At 69.0% G+C, this 17043-nt stretch carries 19 protein-coding genes; 8 read left to right on the top strand and 11 right to left on the bottom strand.

From position 1 onward, the window contains the following. Nucleotides 1-1008, top strand: a 1008-nt coding sequence (locus WAX14_RS23945; RefSeq protein ID WP_422630533.1) for a molybdopterin-dependent oxidoreductase, incomplete at its 5' end; no start/stop codon positions are given. A gap of 22 nt (nt 1009-1030) precedes the next feature. On the opposite strand, the gene purU is transcribed toward WAX14_RS23945, so the two are convergent. From purU to WAX14_RS23930, 3 genes are all read right to left on the bottom strand, one after another. Beyond that, on the bottom strand, nt 1031-1915 hold the full coding sequence (gene purU, locus WAX14_RS23940) for a formyltetrahydrofolate deformylase (protein WP_422630532.1): 885 nt from the start codon (nt 1913-1915) through the stop codon (nt 1031-1033). Between the two features lie 78 nt (nt 1916-1993). After that, nucleotides 1994-2845, bottom strand: a complete 852-nt coding sequence (locus tag WAX14_RS23935) for a class I SAM-dependent methyltransferase (RefSeq protein WP_422630531.1) — start codon at nt 2843-2845, stop codon at nt 1994-1996. 9 nt (nt 2846-2854) lie between these two features. After that, a complete protein-coding gene (locus WAX14_RS23930; RefSeq protein WP_422630530.1) occupies nt 2855-3379 on the bottom strand; it encodes a GNAT family N-acetyltransferase in 525 nt (174 codons plus the stop codon). A 118-nt stretch (nt 3380-3497) separates the two neighbouring features. On the opposite strand from WAX14_RS23930, the gene deoC reads away from it, so the two are divergent. Further along, a complete protein-coding gene (gene deoC / locus WAX14_RS23925; RefSeq protein ID WP_422630529.1) occupies nt 3498-4163 on the top strand; it encodes a deoxyribose-phosphate aldolase in 666 nt (221 codons plus the stop codon). Nucleotides 4164-4184: 21 nt separating this feature from the next. On the opposite strand, the gene WAX14_RS23920 is transcribed toward deoC, so the two are convergent. Continuing rightward, nucleotides 4185-4919 (bottom strand): DUF2993 domain-containing protein, encoded by a 735-nt coding sequence (locus WAX14_RS23920; protein ID WP_422630528.1) that lies wholly within the window; start codon nt 4917-4919, stop codon nt 4185-4187. Nucleotides 4920-5023: 104 nt separating this feature from the next. Between WAX14_RS23920 and WAX14_RS23915 the strand changes: the two genes are divergently transcribed. Further along, nucleotides 5024-5641 carry a type IV toxin-antitoxin system AbiEi family antitoxin domain-containing protein gene (locus WAX14_RS23915; protein ID WP_422630527.1) on the top strand — a complete coding sequence of 206 codons (618 nt, stop codon included), beginning with the start codon at nt 5024-5026 and terminating at the stop codon, nt 5639-5641. Between the two features lie 58 nt (nt 5642-5699). Here WAX14_RS23915 and WAX14_RS23910 read toward each other — a convergent pair whose 3' ends face one another. The 3 genes from WAX14_RS23910 to WAX14_RS23900 are packed head-to-tail and all read right to left on the bottom strand — an operon-like array spanning nt 5700 to nt 7539. Then, nucleotides 5700-6479, bottom strand: coding sequence for a class I SAM-dependent methyltransferase (locus WAX14_RS23910; RefSeq protein WP_422630536.1), 780 nt, complete (start codon nt 6477-6479; stop codon nt 5700-5702). Between the two features lie 10 nt (nt 6480-6489). After that, the gene (locus WAX14_RS23905) at nt 6490-6990 is read right to left on the bottom strand and encodes a DUF2505 domain-containing protein (protein WP_422630526.1); all 501 of its coding nucleotides are present in this window, start codon (nt 6988-6990) and stop codon (nt 6490-6492) included. A gap of 42 nt (nt 6991-7032) precedes the next feature. Continuing rightward, nucleotides 7033-7539 carry a DUF2505 domain-containing protein gene (locus WAX14_RS23900; RefSeq protein WP_422630525.1) on the bottom strand — a complete coding sequence of 169 codons (507 nt, stop codon included), beginning with the start codon at nt 7537-7539 and terminating at the stop codon, nt 7033-7035. Nucleotides 7540-7611: 72 nt separating this feature from the next. On the opposite strand from WAX14_RS23900, the gene WAX14_RS23895 reads away from it, so the two are divergent. Next, nucleotides 7612-8658, top strand: coding sequence for a UDP-N-acetylmuramate dehydrogenase (locus tag WAX14_RS23895; RefSeq protein ID WP_422630535.1), 1047 nt, complete (start codon nt 7612-7614; stop codon nt 8656-8658). Nucleotides 8659-8744: 86 nt separating this feature from the next. After that, entirely contained in the window at nt 8745-9860 is a 1116-nt protein-coding gene (locus WAX14_RS23890) for a L,D-transpeptidase (protein ID WP_422630534.1), read from the top strand. A gap of 31 nt (nt 9861-9891) precedes the next feature. On the opposite strand, the gene WAX14_RS23885 is transcribed toward WAX14_RS23890, so the two are convergent. From WAX14_RS23885 to WAX14_RS23875, 3 genes are read right to left on the bottom strand one after another with little or no spacing between them, the layout of a single operon-like run. Then, complete coding sequence (locus WAX14_RS23885) at nt 9892-10962, bottom strand: DUF2804 domain-containing protein (RefSeq protein WP_422630524.1); 1071 nt, start codon at nt 10960-10962, stop codon at nt 9892-9894. Between the two features lie 11 nt (nt 10963-10973). Then, nucleotides 10974-11753 (bottom strand): SDR family NAD(P)-dependent oxidoreductase, encoded by a 780-nt coding sequence (locus WAX14_RS23880; protein ID WP_422630523.1) that lies wholly within the window; start codon nt 11751-11753, stop codon nt 10974-10976. Between the two features lie 52 nt (nt 11754-11805). Next, nucleotides 11806-12753, bottom strand: coding sequence for a TauD/TfdA dioxygenase family protein (locus WAX14_RS23875; RefSeq protein ID WP_422630522.1), 948 nt, complete (start codon nt 12751-12753; stop codon nt 11806-11808). 413 nt (nt 12754-13166) lie between these two features. On the opposite strand from WAX14_RS23875, the gene WAX14_RS23870 reads away from it, so the two are divergent. Further along, nucleotides 13167-14483, top strand: a complete 1317-nt coding sequence (locus tag WAX14_RS23870) for an ROK family protein (protein WP_422630521.1) — start codon at nt 13167-13169, stop codon at nt 14481-14483. A gap of 14 nt (nt 14484-14497) precedes the next feature. On the opposite strand, the gene WAX14_RS23865 is transcribed toward WAX14_RS23870, so the two are convergent. Next, on the bottom strand, nt 14498-15271 hold the full coding sequence (locus WAX14_RS23865; RefSeq protein WP_422630520.1) for a PIG-L family deacetylase: 774 nt from the start codon (nt 15269-15271) through the stop codon (nt 14498-14500). Nucleotides 15272-15278: 7 nt separating this feature from the next. On the opposite strand from WAX14_RS23865, the gene WAX14_RS23860 reads away from it, so the two are divergent. Next, entirely contained in the window at nt 15279-16538 is a 1260-nt protein-coding gene (locus WAX14_RS23860; RefSeq protein WP_422630519.1) for an MFS transporter, read from the top strand. A gap of 5 nt (nt 16539-16543) precedes the next feature. Then, nucleotides 16544-17043 (top strand): alpha/beta fold hydrolase (locus tag WAX14_RS23855; protein ID WP_422630518.1); only part of this gene is annotated, 500 nt, incomplete at its 3' end.

The raw sequence follows: 17043 nt of genomic DNA, 5'->3' as shown, positions 1-17043 counted from the left end.
GTCGCCGGGTGGCTGGCGCGGGTCCCCGAAGATCGCAGCCGGTTCCGGGTGCCGGTTGCCGCCGACACGGCACCGGGCGTTCCGCCCGGCGCCGACCTGACGGCCGGGCCGCGTGCTGTTCCCGGCGCCACCCCGTTCATCACGCCGAACCGCGACTTCTACCGGATCGACACCGCGCTGCGGGTGCCGCGCCTCACCACCGCGGAGTGGCGCCTGCGCATCCATGGCATGGTGGACCGCGAGATCGTCCTGAGCTGGGACGATCTCGCCGACTTCGACGCGGTCGAACGGGTGGTGACGTTGACCTGCGTGTCGAACGAGGTCGGCGGCAATCTTGCCGGCAACGCCGCCTGGACCGGATACCGGATGGTCGACATCCTCGACCGTGCCGGGGTGCGATCCGACGCGGACATGCTGCTGTCCACCAGCGTGGACGGATTCACCGTCGGAACCCCGGTCGCGGCACTACGCGACGGTCGCGACGCGCTCCTCGCCGTCGGCATGAACGGTGAACCGCTCCCGTTCGAACACGGCTATCCGGCACGGCAGGTGGTGCCCGGACTCTACGGCTACGTTTCGGCGACGAAATGGGTCGTCGACTGGGAATTGACCCGGTTCGACCGCGCACAGGCCTACTGGACCCGACGCGACTGGGCGGCGCAGGCACCCATCCGCACCGCATCGCGGATCGACGTGCCGGCGGCGTTCGCCCAGCTCACGGCGGGGCCCGTCGTCGTGGCAGGCACCGCATGGGCGCAGCACCGCGGGATCGGCCGGGTGCAGGTCCGCGTCGACGGAGGCTCCTGGCAGGACACCGAACCGGCCACCGAGTATTCGACGGACACCTGGCGCCAGTGGCGGTGGGTGTGGGACGCGAATCCGGGCACTCACACGCTCGAGGTCCGCGCGATCGACGGCGGCGGGGTGGTGCAAGACGAGCAGCGGCGACCGCCGGTGCCGGACGGTGCCACCGGATTGCACAGTCGCACCGTCACGGTCGTCGCATGACCGGTGAGCCGACACCGACCGATCAGCTGAACACCACTGTCTTGCGACCGTGCACCAGCACCCGATCCTCGAGATGCCAGCGCAGACCGCGCGCCAGCACGAGCTTCTCGACGTCGCGCCCCTGGCGGACCATGTCGCTGACCGTGTCGCCGTGACCGACCCGGATCACGTCCTGCTCGATGATCGGGCCGGCATCGAGCTCGGCGGTGACGTAGTGGCAGGTCGCACCAATGAGTTTCACGCCGCGGGTGAACGCCTGATGGTAGGGGCGCGCGCCGATGAACGACGGCAGGAAACTGTGGTGGATGTTGAGCGCGCGCCCGGCCCAGTGCTCGCACAATTCGGCGGGCAGGACCTGCATGAACCGGGCGAGCACCACCGCATGGGGATCGTGCACGTCGACGAGTTTGCGAACCTGCTCGAACGCCGGTCCGCGCTCGGCGGGATCCTTCGGAAACGACACGTAGTGATAATCGATACCGTGCCGCCGCGCGACCGTTTCCAACTCCGGATGGTTGCCGACGACCGCGCAGATCTCCGCCTTCAGCTCGCCCGCCGCGACCCGGCCCAGGATGTCGTGCAGACAATGCGCTTCCTTGCTCACCAGTAGCACGACGCGTTTCGTCTCTCCGGTGTCCGACAGTGTCCACTCGGTGTCCGGGCCGATCTGTTCGGCGACGACCGCGAACTTCTCCCGCAACTCGTCGATCCCGAACGGGATGGACGACGCGCGCACCGCCTGCCGCGTGAAGAACCAGCCGCTGTCCTGGTCGGCGTGGTAGGCGGCCTCGACAATGGAACCGCCCACCTCGGCGAGGAAGGTGGCGATCCGGGCCACGATGCCGGTGGTGTCCGGGCAGCCGAGGGTCAGGACGTAGCGACGGTCGTCGGTCGAAGCAGCGGTCATGCTGCTGATTGTCTCAGGTGCGGTCGGGCCGGCGGTCGGACGCCTGCCGGAGACAGTCGCACAGTGGCCGGGGGCCGGTCACACAGTGGCCAGGGGCCGGCGCACGGTCGCGGTGCCGACGAGGGTGGTCGCATCGATCGTGTGCACGCCCCGTTCGGTGACCTCAGCCATCAGGTCGCGGCGGATCGCCTCGACCACCTGCTCGTCGAGTCTGGTGAGCACGCCCCGTAAGCCCGTGCCCACCACCAGGTTCCAGCACAGTTCCTCGGTCGCGGGCAGCAGATTCGACATCACGGCCACCTCGACCGAATGGCAACCCGCCGCGGCGAGCCACCCGGACAGGGTTTCCGGGGTGTCGATGAGGTGCAGCGGGGTGCGCTCGCGCAGCGACAACCAGTCGGCGACCGCGGGGGAGTAGCGGGCGGCGACGTCGAACACCAGCGCCGTGAACTCCGCCATCGCACCGGCCCGCCACACCGTCACCCCGACCCGCCCGCCGTGCCGGACCAGTCCGACGAGCCGCGCGAAGCTCGCGTCCATGTGCGGCAGGAAGAACACCCCGTACGACACGGCGAGCGCGTCGTATCCGGCGTCGGGCACCGACGACGGTGGTTCCCACACGGTGGCGTCGCCACACACGAAATCGATGTTCTTCAGCGCGCGGTCCTCGGCGGTCAGCCGGCCGAGTTCGAGCAGGTCCGCGGCGACGTCGACGGCGTGGACCCGCCCGCCCGGTCCGACGGCAGCGGCCGCGGGCAACGCCGACGACCCGGCGCCGCAGCACACATCGAGAACGGTGTCGCCCGGGTGCAGCCCGAGCGCGAACACGAGGGACTGCCCGGCCGGTCCCCACACCGTCGCGGTCAAACAGTCGAACCGGCCGCTCGCATCGTCGAACGTGCGCGCCACTTCGTCGATCGGATCAGGCATCCCCGAACGCTAGCCGATCTCGTAGAACGGTGGGGCGTACAGGAACAGGCCCGTCACGTCGGCGCGGTGCGCCGTCAGCGCCCGGGCCTGGAAGTGCGGTGTCCACTCCGGCACATCGGGGGCGATGCCCAGTTCGGCGGCGGGGACGAACCCGAACCGCGGGTAGTAGTCGAGATGGCCGAGCAGCACCACGAGCGATTCGTCGAGTGCGTCGGCGGCCCCGAGCACAGCATGCATGAGGGCCGAGCCGACGCCGTCGCGTTGCCGGTCGGGATCGACGCCGAGCGGCCCGAGCCCCAGCGCGGGAGTGGAATCGACGGTGCCGCGGGTCGCGACGACGTGACCGACGACGGTGCCGTCGCGATCCTCGGCGACCAGCGACAATGCCGGAATCCATGCGGCGTCGGCCCGCAGCGCCGCAACCAGGCCCGGTTCGGCGGGGTCCGTACCCGGCGGAGTGGTGGGCGTGAACGCACGACGATGTATGTCGGCGATCGTGTCGACGTCGGTGGGCACTTCGCGTCGGATCAGCATGCCGACCATCCTGCCGCGCTGCCGGCGGGACCGGGGTTCGACAGTGTGGAAGGTCGGCGGCACTGTGGAAGGTCGGCGGCACTGCGGAAGGTCGGCGGCACTGTGGAAGGCTGGCGGCATGCCGGACACCGCACCCACCCGCGCCCAGGTCGCCGCGATGATCGATCACACCCTGCTCAAACCGGAGGCATCCACCGCCGATGTCCGGGCCCTGGTGGACGAGGCGATCGAACTCGGCGTGCTCGCGGTGTGTGTGTCACCGTCGATGCTGCCGCTGCGCGCCGACGGTGTCACCGTCGCGACGGTGGTGGGATTTCCGTCGGGTAAGCATCATTCGCTGGTCAAGGGGGCGGAGGCGCGGCTCGCCGTCGAACAGGGTGCCCGGGAAGTGGACATGGTCATCGACCTCGGGGCGGCGGTCGCGGGGGACTGGAACGCGGTGCTCGCCGACATTCTCACCGTCCGCGAGGCGATCGGGTTCGATCCCGTGCTCAAGGTGATCATCGAATCCGCCGTGCTGTCCGACGACGCGATCGTCGAAGCGTGCCGTGCCGCCGAACGTGCCGGCGCCGATTTCGTGAAGACATCGACCGGCTTCCACCCGGCGGGCGGTGCGTCGGCGCATGCGGTGCGGCTCATGGCCGACACCGTCGGCGGCAGGCTCGGCGTCAAGGCCAGCGGCGGAATTCGCACGGCCGCGGCGGCACTGGACATGATCGCCGCCGGAGCCACCCGGCTCGGTCTGTCGTCGTCGCGTGCGGTGCTCGACGGTCTGCCGGGCTGACTCCGGGGCACCGGCCGACGATCAGATCAGACTGCAGGTCTGCTGCTGCGCATTCTCCTGCGGGCGAGGCATCGTGAAGCTGCCGCCCTCCAGGGTCAGGTTCACCCCGTTGTCGTCGACCGAAACCGCGGTGGCCTGCATACCGAGCGGATATTGCTGCAAACCGGTCGCGAGAATGTCCACGACACCGTCGACCAGCGCGGTCGGCAGACCGATGCCCAGCACGGATGCGTCGACGGTCTCGACCGTGACGACACCGCCCTGCGCGACCGGGCGCACGGTGAACTCGGCGAGACTGCCCGCGACCGTGAACGACAGCGTTCCGGCGGCGGCGTCCGGGGTGACGGCACTGACGAGAGTGCCGAGTCCCTGACTTTGGACGGTCGCGAGGATTCCGCTCGCGGGCCACACCACCTCCGCGCGGGAGCTGCCGATCGTGCCCGCGGTGTCGGCGGTCGCGTTCAGGTCGACGTCCTTCGCCACCGCGTGCACGGTCATCCCCTGTGCCGGGCCGAACGCGCTGTCGTCGCTCGTCAGCGTCACCGACGGAACCTTCTTGTCGATCAGTTGCAGGAGCACCGGTTTCCAACTGAGGTCGACGTCGACGCCGGTTCCCAGTTCGGATTCGAGCGACTGTGCAAGGCATGTCGTCGCCCGGTTGCGGGCATAGACCTCGACGCCGACGAGCACTGCGACGAGCGCGACGACGACCACAGCGGCGACGGTGGCGAGGGTGGAGCGCTTCGAGTTCGACATGAGCCGATTGTTTCGGACAACTCTGAGGATCTTCTGAGCCGCGCGCGGCAACGCGCCATCCGAATTTGTGAGCTGGGACACAATTCTTCGGTACTGTTGGCGGCATGACGAGTTGGACGGGATCTGGGTACGGGGCCTCCGGGCGGGCCGACGCGGACGAGAAGCTGCGCCGACTCGCGATGACGCAGGCCGGATTTTTCACCTCCAGGCAAGCGGTCGGGCACGGCATCGACGCGGACGCGTTTGACGCGCGTATCGATGCGGGGCTGTGGATGCGCATCGAAAACGAACTGTTCCGGCTCGCCGAGAGTCCCCACACGAAGTTCGACGAGTTCGCCCAGTGGTGCGCATGGTACGAGGGTGCCGCGGTGGTGTCGCACCAGAGCGCCGCGGAACTGCACGCGATGGGGCACCTGCAACCGCGGTTCGTGCATCTGTCGACGCTCGACCAGCGCACCGTGCCGAGCAATCGGCTTGCGCTGCATCATCGGGCGCTGTCGGTCGAGGACTTCGAGATGGTCGGGTGCTTCCGCGTGACCACCCCCGCGCGCACCGCCGTCGATCTCGCTGCCGGCGGTGTGTCCCAGGAAGTTCTCGACGAACTCGTCGGCGATGCGATCGCGATCGGTCGCGTCAGTTCCGACCAGTTGCATGCGGCGGTGGCGAATCAGCCCGCCGCGGTCGCCGATCGCATCGAACTGGCATTGCTCGCCGCCGGCTGACCCGTGTGCCTTTTGGGCCCCTCCAGGGGCCCAAAAGGCACACGGGCGCGAAGCGCACTTACGCCGGTGCGACCGCGGACCACGGCACGGTCAGGACACAGTCACGCAGCCGGTGCCGCTGTGGTGTGATCGGAATGCCTTGCGCACGGAGCAGATCCAGGGTGGCCCGCCACCGGATGCGCGGCCCGAACGCGGCGTGCGGCGCCGCAGTCGCCCACGCCCGATCCGCGGACTGCAACAGATCGTGGATCCGTTCGCCGGGAACGTTGCGGTGAATCAGGGCCTTCGGGAGTCGCTCCGCCAGATCCGACGGCGTCTCGACGTGGAACGGGCTCCACGCCAGCGTCAATGTGCGCGGACCGTCCCGGTCCAGCAGCACCCACGCGCAGCGCCTGCCCAGTTCGTCGCACGTCCCGTCGACGAGCACACCGCCGGGGGCCAGCCCCGACCGCAGCCGCTCCCATACCGGCGCGACCGCGTCCTCCGGGTACTGCCGCAGCACGTTGAACGCGCGGAGCAGCACCGGTTTCAGCCCGGCCAGTTCGAAGCCGCCGCGCGCGAAACGGACCCCGTCGCGGCCGGGAACCACCCGCTCCGGGTCGATCTCGAGACCGACCATCCGCACATCGGGCCGTACCGTGCGCAGCCGTGATGCCAGTTCCAGGGTCGTCACCGGCATCGCGCCGTAGCCGAGGTCGACGACCAACGGGTCCGCCGCCGACTGCAGGGCACGACCGATATCTCGATGATGCACGATCCAGCGGTCACTGCGTCGCAGTCGGTTGATGCCGGTGGTGCCGCGGGTGACGACACCTTCCGGGCGTTGCGCTCGCACGATCGGGACCGGTCTACTGCCGGGCCAGCCAGCCGGCCGTGATCTCCGCTTCGGTGCGGAACAGGTCGACGAGATTCTGCAACATCAGCTCTTCGAGCTTGCCGCCGACGAACGGCAGGTACACCTTGGCTTCCGACGTGGTGCGCAGCGTGCAGCCGTCGTCGTGGGAGAACAGTTCCATCACCCCGGTGAGGCTGCCCGGACCGGCGGGAATCGACGCCTCGTACCGGCCGGTGGCGCTACCGTCGAACGCGCCGTAGGACTCGGTACGGGTGATGACCATGTCCTTCGTCATCACCGCCCGGGCGATCTCCGGCAGTTCGGACCGGGGCAGGATGTGGTGCAGTACCAGCGCGACCCCGGAATCGGTGACCTCGAACGACTCGACGTGGTTCTGCGAATACTTGCGCATCTCCACCATCCGGGCTTCCCAGTGCGCCGGATCGCGCAGCGCCGCATACACCCGCTCCGCCGGATACGGGAAGCGGGCAGAGTAGTCCATACGCCGTGCCATAGCGCGCCAGGCTACCGGTTCACCGTGGTCGGGTCGAACTCGTCAGGAACCGGATCGGCCCAGCCACCCGGCGGTGAACTCCTGCTCGGCGTCGAACAGTTCGACGAGCTGGTCGATGATCAAGCCCTCGATCTTGCCGCCCAGGAACGGGATCTTCACCTCGATCTCGCCGTCGATCTCGACGATCGTCCCGGTCCGGCCGGGCGCGAGCGTGAAGGTGCCCTCGACCTTGCCCGGCATTCCGTCGACACCGGCGGAGAACCGGCCGCGAGCCCGGTCCCCGGCGAGCGGTTCCCACGATTCGTGCCGGTGAATGACCAGATCGCCGGGTCGGATGTTGGTGACCACGCTCGGCAGATGTTCGGCGGCGATGGCCTGCGTCATCCGCAGATCGATCGTTCCGGTGCCGGTCGAGACGGTGTCGATGGCGGCACCGGGGCCGCCGACCTCCGCCAGCCGCGCACGCCAATATTCCGGGTCGACGAGCGCCGCGTGCACGGTCGCCGCGGGGAACTCGTAGTGCGCGGAATGGTCGATAGGGGTAGCCATGGACCGTCACGCTACCGTTTGCGGGTGCCCGATCCACGTATTACGTACCGGCTCGCCGACGCGGGAGCCACGGTGTCCGAACAGGTGCCGCTGTCGACCCTGACGACACTGCGGCTCGGCGGGCCCGCCCGCATCCTCGCCGAGTGCACCACGACCGATGTTCTCGTCGACGTCGTGCGTCTGCTCGACGCCGGCAACGTGCCGACGCTGATCCTGGCGGGCGGCTCCAACCTCGTCGTCGGCGACGCCGGATTCGACGGCGTCGTGGTGAAGGTGGCGACCGCCGGAATCGAGCTGGATGCCGATCGGGTGCGTGCCGAGGCCGGCGCGGTGTGGGACGACGTCGTCGCGACGACCGTCGCCGCCGGGCGCGGTGGCCTCGAAGCACTGTCCGGGATCCCCGGGTCCGCCGGCGCGACCCCCGTGCAGAACGTCGGGGCGTACGGCGTCGAGGTCGGTTCGGTGTTGCGCCGGGTGCGGCTGCTCGACCGCCGCACCGGCGACGTCGGCTGGGTCGGTCCGCAGGAGTTGCACCTCGGTTACCGGACGAGCGTGCTCAAGCATTCCGACGCGGCACTCGTCGTCGACATCGAACTCGACGTGCGGCCCGACGGGTCGAGCGCGCCGCTGGGCTACCGGGAACTCGCTGCTGCACTCGGTGCGGACGAGGGGGAACGCCGGCCGGCCGCGGACGTCCGGGAGCAGGTCCTGGCGTTGCGCCGCGGCAAGGGCATGGTTCTCGACGCGGCCGACCACGACACGTGGAGCGCCGGCTCGTTCTTCACCAATCCGGTGGTCCCCGACGACGCACTACCGGCAGTGCTCGCGGCGATCGCCGGCCGGGTCGGCACGGATGTGCGGGTGCCGCAGTTCCCCGCCGAGGGCGGTACGAAACTGTCCGCCGGTTGGCTCATCGAACGCGCCGGGTTCGGCAGGGGATTCCCGTCGGACGGCGCCCCGGCGCGGCTGTCGACGAAACACACGCTCGCCCTCACCAACCGGGGGAGCGCACGCACCGCGGACCTGGTGGCGCTGGCCCGGCAGGTGCGGGACGGCGTGCGCGACGCGTTCGGGGTGCGGCTCGAACCGGAACCGGTGCCGGTGAACTGCTCGATCTGAGTCACAGCAGGCCCGCGCGTACCGTGGGAAGCGTGCACGACCTGCGTAAACGGACAAAACAGTTGGTGTGGCTCTGGTGTGTGGGCATGGTCGCGTTGCTCGCGGCCTGCTCGTCGGGTGCGGGGCCGATCGTCGGCGACCCGGAACCGGTCGTCGCGGTCACGATGACCCCGTCGGACGGCGCCACCGACGTCGACCCGACCACCCCGGTCTCGGTGACCGCATCCGACGGCACCCTCCGGGATGTCGCGCTGACGAACAGCGATTCGGGTGTTGTCGTCGCCGGAACCCTCGCCCCCGACGGCCACAGCTACACCGCCGGGGAAGTCCTCGGCTACGGGCAGAGCTACGCATGGTCGGGTACCGCGGTCGCGGTGAACGGCGACGAGGTCGCGGTGGACGGCACGTTCTCCACAGTCGCGCCCGACGAGGTGATCGGCGCGACCCTCAACATCGGCGACGGCCAGGAAGTGGGTGTCGCCGCACCGATCATCGTGCAGTTCGACGGCCGCGTCGAGGACAAGGCTGCCGTCGAAAAAGCCCTCGTCGTCACCACGAATCCGCCGACCGAAGGTGCGTGGGCGTGGCTGCCCGACGACAACGGTGGCGCCCGCGCCCACTGGCGGCCCCGGCAGTATTGGACGCCGGGCACGACGGTGAGTCTGGATGCGCGACTCTACGGACTGGCCTACGGGAACGGCGCGTACGGCGCGGAGGATCTGACCCTCGACTTCACCATCGGACGCAGCCAGGTCGTTGTCGCGAACGCGCAGAGCCACCGCATGCAGGTGGTGCGCGACGGCCAGATCGTCATGGACATCCCGGTCAGCTACGGCGAAGGCAACGAACCCCGCAACGTCACCCGCAGCGGCATTCACGTCGTCACCGAAAAGCACGAGGATTTCCTCATGTCGAACCCGCCGTACTACGAGAACGTGCGTGAACGCTGGGCGGTGCGGATCTCCAACAACGGCGAATTCATCCACGCGAATCCGCTCACCACCGGTCAGCAGGGCGCGTCCAACGTCACCAACGGCTGCATCAACTTGTCGATGGCCGACGCCCAGGAGTACTTCGCGATCGCGATGTACGGGGACCCGGTGGAGGTCAGCGGCACCACCATCGACCTGTCCGAGGCGGACGGTGACCTGTGGGACTGGGCGGTGGACTGGCCGACCTGGCAGTCCATGTCCGTACTGTAGAAGCGCCGCACTGTAGAAGCGCCGGGCGGGTCTACCAGCGGTTTCGAACCTCCTCCGCGAAACCGAGGAGGTTCTCGACCTCGAGGCGGGTGCCGTCGTCGAGCAGGACGTGCCCGCTGTAGCGTCCGAACACCTGATGCTGGGTGGACCGCACCGCGAGCGCGTTGACGTCCGCTGCGCGATCGACGATCGGCTCGAAATCCATCTCGAAGCGACTGTCGCTGCTCGTGAACCGCCACGGCCCACCGTCGAACGTGCCGTGCGGGCGGTGGAAATGGACACGGTCGAGTTTGTGCGCGACCCCGTCGTGGAACAGCATGTTCTCGGTGGCGGCGGTGGTGTCGCCGAAGCCGTACCCGATGTTGAATCCGAATCGGGTGCCCTCGTGCAGGCCCGATGCCGATCCCCAATACCAGGTGTTGTCGTATGTCCACACGCCGCGACCCCAGTCCAGGACGGCGAATGCGGATGCACCGTCGAATTCGTGCCGGACACCGCGGACGGTGACCGTGCCCGCGGCGGGCAGACAGTTGATCTTCTGGTTGTAGTAGAACGCCTTCGACGCCCGCGGGAACGGCGTCGCGATGACCATGCGGTCGTCGGCTGGGCTCTCGAGCAGCAGTTCCCCGGACAGTCCGCGTCCGGCATCGAAACCGGGATGGTCGATGATCAGGCGTCGCCGCCCGGTCTCGTGCCGGAACTCGACCCGCACCGCACCCCGGTGCACGACGACGTCCCCGGCATCGGCGGTCGACGGCATCCGCATGCGGCCGAGCGGGAACGGAATCAGCTTGTTCTCGGTGACCTCCGTGCCCGCGGCCAGATCCAGCCAGCTCACCCCCACCAATCCCAGATAGCCGTTGTCGGCGACCGTCACGGCGAGACCGACCGGGCCGGCGGTGCCCGACGGATCGGTGCCCGAACGATCGGAGACCGGTGGATCGGAGATCAGGCAGTAGTAGTCCCACTCTTTGATCCGAAGCCGGGATGCCGAGATTCGGGTCCGGTCGTAGGAGCGGATCTCGGCGGCGGCCCAACCGGCCTGCTCGAGGCGACCACGGTCGTCGAGCAGCGGGCCGGGCGACAGGCGGTGCTGCTGCATACTTCCCGAGGCTAGTTGCTCGAGCGATGGAACCGGCCTGCACTCGCCTGATCGCGAGGTTTGACGACGATCTGATCGAGGTTCACGTGCGACGGACGGGACGCGACGAATCCGATGATCTCGGCGATGTCCTGCGCGACGAGCGGGGTGATGCCCTCGTACACCTTGTCGGCGCGTTCCCGATCACCGTCGAACCGGACGAGCGAAAATTCGGTTTCGACGGCGCCGGGCGCGATCTCGGTGAGCCGAACGGGTTTGCCGAGCAATTCGCCGCGCAGGGTCCGGTGCACCACTGCCTGGGCGTGCTTGGCGGTGGTGTACCCGGACCCGTTGTCGTATGCCTCGAGTGCGGCGACCGAGGTGATCGTCACGATCAGGCCGTCGCCGGAGTCGATCAGCTTGGGCAGCAGTGCCTTCGTCACCCGCATGGTGCCGATGACATTCGTCTCCCACATCCAGCGCCAGTCGTCCTCGTCGGCCTCGGCGACCATCGCCAGCCCCTTCGCGCCACCGGCATTGTTGACCAGCACGTCCACCCGCGGAAGCACCGTGGCGAACGCGGTCACCGAATCCTCGTCGGTGACGTCCAGTTCGAGTGCGGTGCCCCCGATTTCGGCGGCGAGCTTCTCGAGTCGGTCGAGGCGCCGGGCGCCGACGACGACGTGATAGCCCTGCGCGGCGAGCGTGCGGGCGGTGGCCTCGCCGATACCGGACGAGGCCCCGGTGACGACGGCGACCCGGGAATCGGCGATGCGGGGGTTCGGGACACTGGGGTTCGGGGAGTTGGTCATGCCCCGATCCTAGGCCGGGCGAGAAGCGGGGCACGGCATCACGGAAGTGGCACTATGCGGACACCGAGCCGGCCTCGACGATCGAATATTCGCCGGCGTCACCGGTGATCGAACGGCTGCGTTCGCCGTGGATGTTCACCGGGACGTCCCCGGCGAGGGTGACGCGGTGCAGGCGACGGTACTGCTCGTCGTAGTCGGCGACCGCGTAGTGCTGGGTGGCGCGGTTGTCCCAGATTGCGACGTCACCCGACTGCCAGTTCCAGCGGGTGGTGTACTCGAGCTTCTGGTGGTGTTCCTGCAGCACACGGAACAGCGCGTGCGACTGGTTGCCGCTCAACCCCACGAAGTTCTTGACGAAGTGGCCGAGCAGCAACGAGCGTTCACCCGTCTCCGGATGCACCCGCACGACCGGATGCTCGGTTTCGAACAGTTCGGACCGGAACTCGGCGCGGTACTCGGCGGACGCGTCGGCGGCGGCGCGTTCGGCGCTCTCCGCGGCGTAGTCGTAGACGTTCGTGTGGACGGCCCACAGGTTGTCCACGAGCGACTTCAACGGCGCGGGCAGTCCGTCGTAGGCGGCGACCCCGGATGCCCACACCGTGGAGCCGCCGTACCCGGGCAGGGTCACCGCGCGCAGGATCGACGCTTTCGGGATGCGGTCGACGAACGAGACATCGGTGTGCCAACTGTTGGCCTTGCCGTAGTCGGAGTCGATCGGCAGAATCCGGACACCATGTGACTTCACGGTCGGATGCGCGGTCGTCGGGGTTCCGAGCAGTTCCGCGAACGCGTACTGCGCCTCGTCGTCCAGATGCCCCTGATCTCGGAAGAAGACGACCTTGTGTTCGCCGATCGCGCGGCGGATCAACGAGACGGTCGCGGGATCGAGGTTGCCGCCGAGCCGGATGCCGTCGATGCGGGCACCCAGATGCGCGCCCAGCTTGTCGACGCTAACGGTGACGGGAGAGATGGCAGCGGAAGTAGCGAAATCGACCGACATGAAAGACCTTTCGCGATGAAGTGGTGGACATCCCCATGCAATCACCGCGTCCGAGGGGTGAGTAGTCTTCGGCTCAGCGTGATTCGGGCGACGGCCCGGCAGACAATTTCCTACCGTCACGGCCTGAATTGGACAGTCGCGTCCGGGCGCGTTATGTTCGTCGGCATGTCAGCAGGCCGCCACTTCGCCCCGCGGGTCACGTACGTGACCGTCGCGCTCGGCTCGCGCCTGCCTCTGGCACGGGAACTTTGTTGTCGTCCGCACGGTGCCGTCATCTAGTTTCGCGCCTGGCCCGAGTCTGCTCCGGCCTCTCTTGATCGACCACTCGATGGTGTGTGCGCACATCACGGTGGTCCGGCGCGATCATGACCCGTCTCGCCGGCCCGCCGGGCCGTATCCCGAGGATTCCATCTGTGTCGACTTCCCTGCTCATCACCCCGTCTGCTCGTGCCCAACCCACCCGTGCCCAACCCACCCGTGCCCAACCCCTCCGTGCCCAGCCCGCCCGTGTTTCGGCCCGGACCCGCACCGCCGAGCGGGTGCAGATCATCGCGCCGGACCTGCGCATCGCCGACGGCGCCGCGCCGTCGGTGTTCCGCATCGCCGCGGCCCGCGGCCCGGTGTCCCGTGATGTCGCGGCAAAAGCCACCGGTCTGAGCATTGCCACCGTCAACCGCCAGGTGACGTCTCTGCTCTCGGCCGGAGTGCTCCGTGAACGCGCCGATCTGGTGGCATCCGGCGCCATCGGACGTCCCCGCGTCCCGTTCGAGGTCGACCACGAACCGTATCTGACGATCGGTATCCACATCGGTGCCGTCGTCACCGGCATCGTCGCCGCGGATCTGCGCGGTCGCATTCTCGGTGGCGTAGAAATCCCTACTCCCACAAGTGATCCGAGTATTGCGCTCGGGTCGATCACCGCGAGCGCTCGGGCGTTCGCGTCGCGCTGGCATCGCCGTACGCCGCTGTGGGTCGGGGTCGCGCTCGGTGGTCTCGTCGACTCGGCGACCGGTGTCGTCGACCATCCGCGCCTGCGCTGGAAGGGCGCTCGGGTCGGTGCGATCATCGGCCGAGGCATGGGACTGCCGGTGTCGGTCGCCGCGCACGTCGAGGCGATGGCGGCCTCGGAGCTCTTGCTCACGCCCGAACGGGACTCGGCAGAACTCAAGGGCACCGGACTGTACTTCTATGCTCGCGAAACAACCGGTATCGCCATGACTTTCGACGGTCGTGTGCATACCCCGCAGGGCGGTCCCGGATCGATCGCGCACCTGCCGACCGGTTCGGCGGCGGTGTGCTCGTGCGGCGCGACCGGCTGCCTCGACGCCACCGTCAGCGATCGATCGGTGCTGCTGCGGGCACGGGAGGCGGGGCTGTTCCCCGACGTCGAGGACCCGGAGATCGGCGCGCTCTACGCCCTCGCCCGTGAAGGTTCGGTGCCGGCGCACGAGATCCTCGTCGACCGCGCGACCGTCCTCGGACGCACCGTCGCAATGCTCCGCGACGTGGTCAACCCCGACCGCGTCACGCTCGGCGGCCAGGCATTCACCGAGTACCGCGCCGGGGTGCCGCATGTCGCCGAAGCATTCGCGAGGGCATCGAACTTGCCGCGCAAGGACGTTCGGATCACCGGATTCGGCAATCGGGTACAGGCGCACGCTGCCGGTGTGGTGTCGCTGAGTGCGCTGTATGCGGATCCGATCGGGTCGATGCGGCGGTCGCTGGGCTGAGCGCACCGGGCCACCTACAACGGCAGTGCCGTCTCGAGCGCGCCGGGTGCTCCGCCGTGCCGGCGGAACCACTCGGACCCGAACGCCGCCCGCAGCATCTCGTCCGGCATCGACAGCATCGGGCCGAAATCGCCGATCTGCGACGCATGCGCCTCCATCGCGGCGCGTTTGGCGGCCATTGTCGTCGATACGTCGACGGCGGTCGTCAACTCCGATTCGGGAAGACCGAGCGAATCGAGATCCGGGGGTGTCCGCTCTTCGGACATCCGCGGATCGGCCGCGATCATGCGCCGCAGATGATCGCGGTTCAACGCCGATTCGTACACCGCCTCGTGACCGACCAGCTCGGTGGCGCGCAGCCCGACGTGATGCACCTGCACATGATCGGGATGCCCGTACCCGCCGTTCGGGTCGTAGATCGTGACGACGTCGGCACCCTCCTCGTCCAGCACCGACGCCAGCCGGCGGGCCGCCGCATCGACGTCGACGTTGCAGAACGCCGCCGGGTTCGCGTTCTCCGGAGTCCCGGCCATCCCGGAGTCGGCGTAGCCGAGGGGGACGATCCGGGAAACCCCGAGTGCGTCGGCCGACCGCTGCACCTCGATCCGCCGACGCGCCGCGAGCGACTCGCCGGGCCGCAGCAGACCCGCCGGTACTTCGCCGGCCGCACCGTCCGTCGCGACCACCAGCACGACCCGGTGCCCGGCGTCGGCCGCCAGGCGCATCACACCCCCGGTGGTGAACACCTCGTCGTCGGGATGTGCGTGAAAGCAGACCAGAACACCCATAGCGTGCATGCTGACACGGACCACCGACACCGTGACACCGAACACCGTCACCGGCGCTCCAGGAGAGGCGTGCACCGTGCCACCGACAGCGGGCAGTTCCTATCGCGCACTGTTCGCGGCGCCCGGCGCGGCCGCGTTCTGCCTCGCCGGATTCGTCGCACGCCTGCCGATCGCGATGGTGGGGATCGGCATCGTCACCATGTTCTCGCAGCTGCGCGGCGACTACGGCCTCGGCGGTGCGTTGTCGGCAGTGTTCGCTCTGTCCTACGCGGCCCTCACGCCGCTCGTCTCTCGCGCGGCCGATCGGTACGGCCAGTACCGGGTGCTGCCCGCCGCGGCCGCGATCAGCGCCGCTGCCACCGCCGCGATGCTCGCCGCGGTCCGGCTCGAGGCGCCGACCGTGCTGCTGTTCCTGTGTGCGATTCCCGCCGGGCTCATGCCGACGATCGGCGCGATGGTCCGGGCCCGCTGGACCGAGTTGTACCGCGGCACCGGACGATTGCGGACCGCATTCGCGCTGGAAGCGGTGATCGACGAGGTGTGCTTCATCGTCGGCCCGGTGCTGTCGGTGGGGCTGAGCGTCGCACTGTTCCCGGAGGCGGGACCACTGCTGGGTGCGCTGTTGCTGCTGGTCGGCACCGTGGCTCTCGCCGTCCAGCGGCGCACCGAACCGCCCGTGCAGGCGGCGGCAGACCGTCGGCACCGCGGTGCGCTGCGCAGTTCCGTCCTGATCGCCCTGACCGGCGTGATGGTCGCGATGGGAACGATCTTCGGGGTCATCGACGTCGTCGGTGTCGCATTCACCGCCGACCGCGACGCGGCCGGTGCCGCGACGTTCGTCCTCGCGATGTTCGCCACCGGGTCCGCCGTGAGCGGGCTCGTTTTCGGGGCGCGGCACGTGGTGGCCCCGCTGACCCGCCAGCTGCTCATCGCGAGCGCTGCGGTCGCGGTGCTGCTGTGGCCGCTGCTGCTCGCCGGTACCGTCCCTGCCCTGGCCGCGCTGTACCTGCTGGCCGGGGTGGCGATCTCGCCGACCATGATCGTCGCGATGTCGCTCGTCGAACGAGTCGTGCCGGCCGAACGGCTCACCGAGGGCATCACCTGGACGGTGACCGGTCTCGGTGTCGGCGTCGCTGCCGGATCGGCACTGGTCGGGCAGGTCATCGACCGGTCCGGTACGTCCGCGGGTATCGGGGTCGCGATCGCGGCCGGGCTCATCGGTTGCGCACTGGCTACCGCGATCCGACTGCGGACACGGCTAACGTAACCGGCATGAGCGTGCGTGAGGTTCTCGGTGCCGACGGCACATCCATCGTGTATCGGGCGTTCGGTGCCCCGGAATCCCGGCCACTGGTGCTGCTGCACGGATGGGCGCAATCGTCGCGGTGCTGGGGCGAACCGCTCCTCGCGGATCTCGCCCGTCGACACCGGGTGCTCGCCGTCGACCTGCGCGGGCACGGCTACTCGGACGCCCCCGCCGACGGATACGACGACCGGGCCGCGTGGGCATCGGACGTGCGGGCGGTGCTGACCGCCGAAAACTGCACCGGCGCAGTACTTCTCGGATGGTCCTACGGCGGACTGGTCGTCTGCGACTATCTCGCGGTGCACGGGACCTCGGACATCGCCGGTGCCGTTCTGGTCGGCGCGATCACGAGCATCGGCCGCGGTGAGAAGGGCGGCAAGGTCGGTGCGGCAATGCGTGCCGCGACACCGGCGGCGATGTCCGAGGATCCGGACATCGCGGTTCCGGCGCTCGACGCGTTCGGCGC

The organism is Rhodococcus sp. (in: high G+C Gram-positive bacteria) (assembly GCF_049299235.1).
GTDB lineage: Bacteria > Actinomycetota > Actinomycetes > Mycobacteriales > Mycobacteriaceae > Rhodococcus.
The sequence above is the reverse complement of the archived record's forward strand: the minus strand, read 5'-3'. Positions and strand labels throughout refer to the sequence as shown.

Excerpts from the sequence above, each read along its gene's own strand:
- purU (WP_422630532.1), bottom strand. The coding sequence starts at position 1,915 with ATGACCGCTGCTTCGACCGACGACCGTCGCTACGTCCTGACCCTCGGC.
- WAX14_RS23935 (WP_422630531.1), bottom strand. The coding sequence starts at position 2,845 with ATGCCTGATCCGATCGACGAAGTGGCGCGCACGTTCGACGATGCGAGC.
- WAX14_RS23930 (WP_422630530.1), bottom strand. The coding sequence starts at position 3,379 with ATGCTGATCCGACGCGAAGTGCCCACCGACGTCGACACGATCGCCGAC.
- deoC (WP_422630529.1), top strand. The coding sequence starts at position 3,498 with ATGCCGGACACCGCACCCACCCGCGCCCAGGTCGCCGCGATGATCGAT.
- WAX14_RS23920 (WP_422630528.1), bottom strand. The coding sequence starts at position 4,919 with ATGTCGAACTCGAAGCGCTCCACCCTCGCCACCGTCGCCGCTGTGGTC.
- WAX14_RS23915 (WP_422630527.1), top strand. The coding sequence starts at position 5,024 with ATGACGAGTTGGACGGGATCTGGGTACGGGGCCTCCGGGCGGGCCGAC.
- WAX14_RS23905 (WP_422630526.1), bottom strand. The coding sequence starts at position 6,990 with ATGGCACGGCGTATGGACTACTCTGCCCGCTTCCCGTATCCGGCGGAG.
- WAX14_RS23900 (WP_422630525.1), bottom strand. The coding sequence starts at position 7,539 with ATGGCTACCCCTATCGACCATTCCGCGCACTACGAGTTCCCCGCGGCG.
- WAX14_RS23890 (WP_422630534.1), top strand. The coding sequence starts at position 8,745 with ATGGTCGCGTTGCTCGCGGCCTGCTCGTCGGGTGCGGGGCCGATCGTC.
- WAX14_RS23885 (WP_422630524.1), bottom strand. The coding sequence starts at position 10,962 with ATGCAGCAGCACCGCCTGTCGCCCGGCCCGCTGCTCGACGACCGTGGT.
- WAX14_RS23880 (WP_422630523.1), bottom strand. The coding sequence starts at position 11,753 with ATGACCAACTCCCCGAACCCCAGTGTCCCGAACCCCCGCATCGCCGAT.
- WAX14_RS23875 (WP_422630522.1), bottom strand. The coding sequence starts at position 12,753 with ATGTCGGTCGATTTCGCTACTTCCGCTGCCATCTCTCCCGTCACCGTT.
- WAX14_RS23865 (WP_422630520.1), bottom strand. The coding sequence starts at position 15,271 with ATGGGTGTTCTGGTCTGCTTTCACGCACATCCCGACGACGAGGTGTTC.
- WAX14_RS23860 (WP_422630519.1), top strand. The coding sequence starts at position 15,279 with ATGCTGACACGGACCACCGACACCGTGACACCGAACACCGTCACCGGC.